At 69.7% G+C, this 7,682-nt stretch carries 6 protein-coding genes; 2 read left to right on the top strand and 4 right to left on the bottom strand.

Annotated features, from left to right (window positions below):
- Positions 1-3 precede the first annotated feature (3 nt).
- Complete coding sequence (locus AC1RNC_RS25685) at positions 4-2,883, bottom strand: M16 family metallopeptidase (protein ID WP_492888811.1); 2,880 nt, start codon at positions 2,881-2,883, stop codon at positions 4-6.
- 161 nt (positions 2,884-3,044) lie between these two features.
- On the opposite strand from AC1RNC_RS25685, the gene AC1RNC_RS25690 reads away from it, so the two are divergent.
- Together AC1RNC_RS25690 and AC1RNC_RS25695 are read left to right on the top strand one after the other, a co-directional pair.
- Complete coding sequence (locus AC1RNC_RS25690) at positions 3,045-3,632, top strand: biliverdin-producing heme oxygenase (protein ID WP_492888812.1); 588 nt, start codon at positions 3,045-3,047, stop codon at positions 3,630-3,632.
- Complete coding sequence (locus AC1RNC_RS25695; RefSeq protein ID WP_492888813.1) at positions 3,601-6,135, top strand: HWE histidine kinase domain-containing protein; 2,535 nt, start codon at positions 3,601-3,603, stop codon at positions 6,133-6,135. The genes AC1RNC_RS25690 and AC1RNC_RS25695 overlap by 32 nt, the downstream gene beginning before the upstream one ends.
- A gap of 131 nt (positions 6,136-6,266) precedes the next feature.
- Here the strand turns inward: AC1RNC_RS25695 and AC1RNC_RS25700 are convergent, their stop codons facing one another.
- The 3 genes from AC1RNC_RS25700 to AC1RNC_RS25710 form a co-directional block, all read right to left on the bottom strand.
- Entirely contained in the window at positions 6,267-6,698 is a 432-nt protein-coding gene (locus tag AC1RNC_RS25700) for a thiol-disulfide oxidoreductase DCC family protein (RefSeq protein WP_492888814.1), read from the bottom strand.
- On the bottom strand, positions 6,695-7,252 hold the full coding sequence (locus AC1RNC_RS25705) for an SRPBCC family protein (RefSeq protein WP_492888818.1): 558 nt from the start codon (positions 7,250-7,252) through the stop codon (positions 6,695-6,697). The genes AC1RNC_RS25700 and AC1RNC_RS25705 overlap by 4 nt, the downstream gene beginning before the upstream one ends.
- 73 nt (positions 7,253-7,325) lie before the next feature.
- A partial coding sequence (locus AC1RNC_RS25710) for an AMP-binding enzyme (protein WP_492888815.1) occupies positions 7,326-7,682 on the bottom strand: 357 nt, incomplete at its 5' end.

Below are 7,682 nucleotides of genomic sequence, written 5' to 3' on the forward strand. Positions count from 1 at the left end.
CCCTTATTTGGTCAGGCTCGACGCGTCGAGGTCCAGCTTGTCGGCCGGGATCACCGTGGCGTTCGGCGCGGCCTTGGTCAGGTCCGCGCCCATGGCCTTGGCGTCGCCGGCGACGATGACGCTCATCTGGGCCGGGTCCAGCTTGGCCTTGGCGAAGGCCTGGACCTCCTCCGGCGTCACGGCCTCGACCTTGGCGGCGTAGCTCTGGATCTCGGTCAGGGGCACGCCGTAGACGGCGTAGTTGCCCAGAATGTTGGCCAGGCCTTCCGAGGTGCCGAGGTCCCGTCCGAAGTTACCGACCAGCACCGACTTGCGCGCGGCCAGTTCGCCGGCCGAGGCCGGTTCGGCGCCCAGGCGCGTCAGCTCGGCGCGGGTCAGGGTGACGACCTCGCCGGCCGACGCGTTCTTGGTCTGCACGCGGGCCGAGAAGCCGCCGAAACGGCCTTGCGGCGTCAGGCTGGAGCCGGCCCCGTAGGACAGGCCGCGCTTGATGCGGATCTCCTGGTTCAGGCGCGAGCTGAAGCCGACGCCCAGCACCGTGTTGGCGACCACGCCCTGGTAGTAGTTCGGGTCGGCGCGGGTGATGGCCGGCTTGGCCAGCACCACGGCCGCCTGCCCGGTGCCGGGTAGGTCGATCACGACGTTGCGCGGCGCGTAGCCGGTCGGGGCGGCCGGCGGGGCCGGCGGCGGCGCGGCCGGCTTCTTCCACGATCCAAAGGCCTTCTCGGCCAAGGCGAAGCCGGCCTCGGGCGTCAGGTTGCCGGTCAGCACCAGCACGGCGTTGTCGGGACGCCAGTAGGTCGCATGGGTCTTGGCCAGATCCGCGCGCTTGATCTTCGGCAGCGAGCCGGGCGTGCCGCCGGCCACGTGGCCATAGGCCGATCCGGCGTAGAGCACGGGCGCGGTGGCGAAGGCGGCCAGCGTGCCCGGACGCTGGAACGAGACCGACAGGCCGTCCAGGGTCTCGGTGCGGACGCGGTCCAGCTCCTCGGCGGAGAAGGCCGGGTGCTCGGCGACGTCGGCCATGATGGCCATGGCGGGCGCGGCGTTGTTGGCCGTGACGCTGAGGGTCAGCGAGGCGGCTTCCCAGCCCGAGCCGGCTTCGAGATTGGCGCCCAGGGCCTCGGTCTCGCGGGCGACCTGGGTAGCCGAGCGCGTGGTGGTGCCCTCGGTCAGCAGCTCCGAGGTCAGGTTCGACGTACCGGCCAGACCGGCGGGATCCGAGCTGGCCCCGCCCTTGACGGTCAGGTCGGCGGTGATCAGCGGCAGGTCGCTGGACTTGGCGACAATGACCCGCAGGCCGTTGGCCAGGGTCTTCTCGGCCGGGCTGGGCATCACGGCCGGCACCGGCGCGCCGATGGCCGGCGGCTTCTCGCGTTCGCCTTCCGGGGCCAGGGTGGTGACCGCGCCGTCGAACTTGACCGAGGCGACCTTGGGGATTGGCGGCGTGGCGTCCTTCTCGCCGGCCGGGCGGTCCTTTTCCGGCAGGTAGCGGATCACCGTGCGGCGATCGTCGGCCAGATACTTCTTCGCCACCCGCTGGATGTCGGCGGCGGTGACGGCCTGCAGCTTGGCCAGGGCGGTGTTGGCGACGGCCGGATCGCCCTCGGTTTCAAGGGCGTAGCCGATCGCGAAGCCGCGACCGTCGATCTCCTCGCGGCGGCGGACGGCGTCGGCCAGCAGGCCGGCCTTGGCCTCGGCCAGTTCGGCCGGCGTGACCAGGCCGTCGCGGACGCGGGCGACCTGGGCGCGCAGGGCCGCTTCGCCCTGGGCCACGGTCTTGCCGCCCGCCATCACCGCGCCGACGTAGAACAGGCCCGGCTGGGCGTTGTTCGGGGCGCTGGAGAACACCGACTGGGCGATCTTCTGGTCGTAGACCAGGCTGTCATAGAGCCGCGAGGACTTGCCGGCCGACAGCACCGCGTCCAGCACGGTCAGGGCGGGCGTGTCCTTGTCGGCGGCGGCCGGGGCCAGCCAGGTGATGGCCAGGGCCGGCAGCGGCACGTTGGGACCGTAGGTGTTGACGCTCTTGGGCCCCGTGCGGGGCGGTTCGACCACGGTGACCTTTGGGATGGTTCCGGCCGGCGTCTTCAGGGAGCCGAAATACTGGTCGATCATCGCGTCCAGCTTGGCCTGGTCAAAATTGCCGACGACGATCAGGGCCGCGTTGTCCGGCCGGTAGTAGGTGGCGTGGAAGGCGCGGACGTCATCGACCGTCGCCGCGTCCAGCTCCTCGATCGAGCCGATGCCCGGGCGCTGATAGGGGTGGGTGGTGAACGACTGCTGCGGGATCGACAGCGCGAAAAAGCGCCCATAGGGGTCGGCCAGCACGCGCTGGCGCAGCTCTTCCTTCACGACGTCGCGCTCGGAGGCGAACACCGCCTCGTCGATGACCAGCGACTTCAGGCGATCGCTTTCGGCCCAGAGCAGACGCTCCAGGTGGTTGGCCGGCGCGACCTCGTAATAGTTGGTGAAGTCGTCCCAGGTGGAGGCGTTGTTGAAGCCGCCCACGTCCTCGGTCAGGCGGTCCAGCGTCTCGCTGGGCATGTTGCGGGTGGCCTTGAACATCAGGTGTTCGAAGAGGTGCGCGAAGCCCGACCGTCCGCGCGGGTCGTCCTTGGAGCCGACGCCGTACCAGACCTGCACCGAGACGTTCGGGGTGGTCGCATCGCGCGAGGTGTAGACCTTCAGGCCGTTGGCCAGCACGCGCTGCTGGTAGACGATCGGCGGCACGGTGATCGGCGGACGCGCGGCGGCGACGGCCGGTTTGGCCTGGGGCTTCGCCTTCGCGGCCGCCATGGCCATCGGCGCCCATCCCAGCGTGGAGAGGGCCGTGGTGGAAAGGGCCGCGGCCATGAGGGCCAGCTTGGCGGTGCGGATCATGCGCGAAGGTCTCCTGAACGGTCGGGCTCGACCCTAGCATCGCGCCCGACGTGGTAAACCTTACTGTCCTGTCATGTGGGCGGAACCAATCGGCGACGTCAGTGTTACGACGGATTGTGTCGCCCCTTCCGCGTGACGGGTTCGATCCGGCTGGGGGAAATTTGTCCGAAAGTTCGCTTCGCGACCGCCTGCGCGCGGCCACCTCCGAGAGCCATGCCGCCCTGGACGCCCAGGTCGCCGCCTGGCGTACCGAGACGACCGTGGGATATGGCGCGTTCCTTTCGGCTTCGGCCCTGGCCATAGCGCCGCTGGAACGGGCTCTGGAACGGGCCGGGGTCGCCGAATGGCTGCCTGACTGGCCCGGGCGCGTCCGCCGCACCGCCCTGGCCCGAGATCTCGCCGCCCTCGGCCTGGACACACCGCCATTCGCCGCCGCCCTCGTTCCATCGCCGGACTTCGGGGCCGGCCTGCTCTACGTCCTGGAAGGCTCGCGTCTGGGCGCCCGCTTCCTGGCCCGTCAGGTCCGCGCCTCCGGCCACGGCCTGCCGCTGGCCTATCTGACCCAGGGCGAGAGCGACGACCTCTGGCGATCATTTCTGGCCTGGCTTGAGAAACCCAATGTCGGGACTCGGACAGACGAGGTGGAGGCCGGGGCGCGATATGGCTTCCAGTGTTTCTCGGACGCGTTCGAGACGATAGCCCCGCCTGGAGCCCTGAATGTCCGAACCGGCGCCCATGTCGGGGTTTGAGGTCGATCTGACCAACTGTGACCGGGAGCCGATCCACACCCTCGGCTCGGTGCAGCCGTTCGGTTTCCTGCTGGCCGTCAATTCCGACTGGCTGGTGGTTCACGCCTCGACCACCAGCCTGCGCTATCTGGGCCTGGCCCCCGCCGACCTGATCGGCAAGCCCCTGAGCCAGGTGCTGGACGGTCACGCCATCCACAACATCCGCGGCCGCCTGCAGATCATGCGCGGCGCCGACGCGATCGAGCGGATGTTCGGCCAGCCCCTGGTCGACGGCGGCGAGGACTTCGACCTTGCCCTGCACTATTCCGGCCGCCTGCTGATCGTCGAGGGCGAGCCCAGCCATCCCGATATCCTGATCGAGGCCGCCTCGGCCGTGCGCTCGATGACGACCCGCATCGCCGCGCGACCGACCTTCGAGGACTTCTGCCACGAGGCCGCCCGCCAGGTGCGGGCCCTGACCGAGTTCGACCGGGTGATGGTCTACCGCTTCGCCCACGACGGCGCGGGCGAGGTGATCGCCGAGTCGGTGCGGCCGGGCGTCGGCTCGTTCCTGGGCCAGCGCTACCCGGCCTCGGACATCCCCGTGCAGGCCCGCGCCCTTTATGAGCGCAACTGGCTGCGGATCATCGCCGATGTCGACGCCGAGGTCTCGCCGATCATCCCGCCGACCAGCCCGGCCGGCGAGCCCGTCGACCTGTCGATGAGCATGCTGCGGGCCGTCTCCCCGATCCACATCGAGTACCTGCGCAACATGGGCGTGGCCGCCTCGCTGTCGATTTCCATCCTGCGCGACGGCAAGCTGTGGGGCCTGTTCGCCTGCCACCACTACGCGCCCAAGCACATCAGCTACGAGCGCCGCACGGCCGCCGAGCTGTTCGGCCAGCTGTTCTCCCTGACGCTGGAGAGCCGCGAGCGCGAGATCGAGACCCGGCGCATGGCCGAGGCGCGCAATCTGCACGATCGGATGATGAGCGCCGTGGTCAGCGCTCCCCAGGGGGCGGACAGTCTGATCCCGTTCCTCGACGACCTGTGCCGGCTGGTCGGCTGCGACGGCCTGGCCCTGTGGCTCGAGGGGCGGCTGACCCTGCGCGATTCCACCCCCGACGCCAGCGACGTCCACACCCTGTTGCGGGTGCTGCGCGAGAAGGACACCCATTCGGTGTTCGCGACGAACGAGATCGCCGGCCTGCTGCCCTCGGCGGCCGTCTGGTCGCAGAAGGCGGCCGGCATGATGGCCGTGCCGCTGTCGCGCGCGCCGCGCGACTACCTGATCTTCTTCCGCAAGGAGGAGGCCAAGACCCTGGTCTGGGCCGGCAAGCCGGCCAAGCTTGTCCAGGTCGGCCCCCTGGGAGACCGCCTGACCCCGCGCAAGAGCTTCGAGGCCTGGGAAGAGACGGTGCGGGGCCAGAGCCGGCCGTGGACCACGGTCGAACGTTCGCTCGCCGAGAGCCTGCGCACCAGCCTGCTGGAGATCGTCTTCCGCCTGACCGATCTCGCCGACGAGGAGCGCCAGCGCGCCAACCAGCGCCAGGAACTGCTGATCGCCGAGCTGAACCACCGGGTGCGCAACATCCTGGGCCTGATCCGCGGCCTGATCAGCCAGAGCAAGGCCGGGGTCTCGACGGTCGAGGCGTTCGCCGAGGTGGTCGGCGGCCGCGTCCAGGCCCTGGCCCGGGCCCACGACCAGATCACCCGCCATCAGTGGGGACCGGGCGCGCTCAGCGACCTGATCACCGCCGAGGCCGAGGCCTATCTGTCCAGCAAGGCCGAACGCGTGCGCCTCAAGGGCGCGCCGACCGCCCTGGCGCCGGACGCCTTCTCGATCCTGTCCCTGGTCATCCATGAGCTGATGACCAACTCGGCCAAGTATGGGGCCCTGTGCGATCAGCGCGGCCATGTGGCGATCGACTGGGCGCGCGACGCCAAGGGCGACCTGATCATTGACTGGCGCGAGCGCGACGGCCCGCCGGTCAAGCCGCCGACCCGCCGAGGCTTCGGCTCGACCATCATCGAGCACTCGATCCCGCACGATCTGAACGGCGAGGTGGCGCTGGACTACCGGCCCGAGGGCTTGCAGGCCCGCATCCGCATCCCTGGCCGCTACGTCTCCAGCGAGGGCGTGACCGCGGCCGTGAGCCAGCCGCGCCGCGCCGACACGCCGGTGCGCGCCCCCGAGCGGATGCTGGTGCTCGAGGACAACATGATCATCGCCCTCGACCTTGAGGACATGCTGGTCCGGCTGGGCGTCAAGCAGGTCATCGTCGCCTCCAGCGTCGCCCAGGCTTTCGAGGCCCTGAGCAACGAGACGCCGCCATTCGCGATCCTGGACGTCAATCTGGGCCAGGAGACCAGCTTCCCGGTGGCCGAAGCCCTGCAGGACGCCGGCGTGCCCTTCGCCTTCGGCACCGGCTTCGGCGACAGCGCCGCCTTCCCGGACCGGTTCAAGGAGACGCCGGTGCTGCAGAAGCCCTACAGCGCCGAGAGCGTGGCGGCGTTGTTTTAGTGTGGTGGATTTGAAGTTCGCCCGCACTTGGATCAGGCTCTGAGCGAACTTCAAATCCAAAAAAGCACACTAGAAACATAAACTTACTAGCGTCCTTCAACCCATTGCGGCCCGCTGAAGCGCCCCTTCCGTCAGGTCGGCGGATCCAATTCCAGCACGAACCGCCCTCGCTGCTGCGGCGTCGGGACCATGCAGCGGCCCCTTCTGCCCATCAGCCGGTAGCGATTCCTCGCGATCCAGTCATAGGCCGCGTCGGTCGGGCCGCGCGGCAGGTGGTCGATGAACGCGAACCAGCGCCAGGGGGCGTCCAGCCGGCGCAGCAGGGCGCCGATGGCGGCGGTCTTGGCCAGGGGGCGGCCGTGGTCGAGGAACAGGAAGCTTTCGGGCGTTTCAGGATCGACGCCATGAGCCAGGGCGAGCTCACGGCCATAGGGCGACTGAATGGGCGTGAACCGGATCACGCCCTTGCGGTCCAGCCGTAGGACCGCCTGCACCGAACCCGTACAGACGTTGCAGAGGCCGTCGAACAGCCAGAGGCCGTCGGGCTCGTCCGTATCCGTCATCGTCCCTCGCATTCGCGTCGCAGCGCCTTCAGCGACTGTGGAACGTCGCGGCGCATCATGCCGCTGATCATGCTGGCCGGGAGGGCGAAGGGCGCGGTGGCCCACAGGTCGTAGGTAACGCGGGTGCGCAGTCCTCCGTCTAGCGGCTCAAGCCGCCAGGCCCCCTCGCAGGCCCGAATGTCGCCGCCTATGCAGGCGAAGCGGATCAGCCGGTCGGGCTCCACGGTGACGCGCGAGGTGGAGCGCAGGCTCGGCAGGAAGAAGCCCCACTTGACCGTGTGCTCGCGGATCTCCGTCCCGTCCGGCGCGCGCGAGAGCACGCGGCAGCTCTTGACGCCCGGGCTCATGCGGGCGGCGCGGTCGCAGTCCAGGATGATGCGAAACACCACGGCCGGCGGCGCGTCGATCTCGACATTGGCCCGGACCATGCCGCGCCCGTGGTTATCGGCATGCGCCTGGACGGCGATGCCGTCGCCCTTCGTCTCCCACTCGGCGTCGGCCCGGGCGGGACCCGCCAGGGCGATGAGGAGGGCGAAGGGGACCAGCCGGCGCATCATGCTGAAGCTAACGCGCCGATGTGGCTTTCGTCAGGCGCGGTCACCGCGTTTTGGCGATGACGGTTGGCGTTCACGCTCCGGCGCGATTTTTGACGAGATCGTCGACGACGTAGGGATCGGCGAGGGTGGAGGTGTCGCCCAGGCTGGTGAGCTCGTTCTCGGCGATCTTGCGCAGGATGCGGCGCATGATCTTGCCGGAGCGGGTCTTGGGCAGGCCGGGAGCCCACTGGATGACGTCGGGGGCGGCGAAGGGGCCGATCTCGTGACGGACCCACAGGACCAGGGCCTTGCGCAGGTCCTCGGTCGGCTCGACCCCGGCGTTGAGGGTGACATAGGCGTAGACGCCCTGGCCCTTGATGTCGTGCGGATAGCCGACCACGGCGGCCTCGGCGACGGTCTCGTGGGCGACGAGCGCGCTCTCGATCTC

The organism is Caulobacter sp. GW822-FHT01G02 (genome assembly GCF_058802865.1).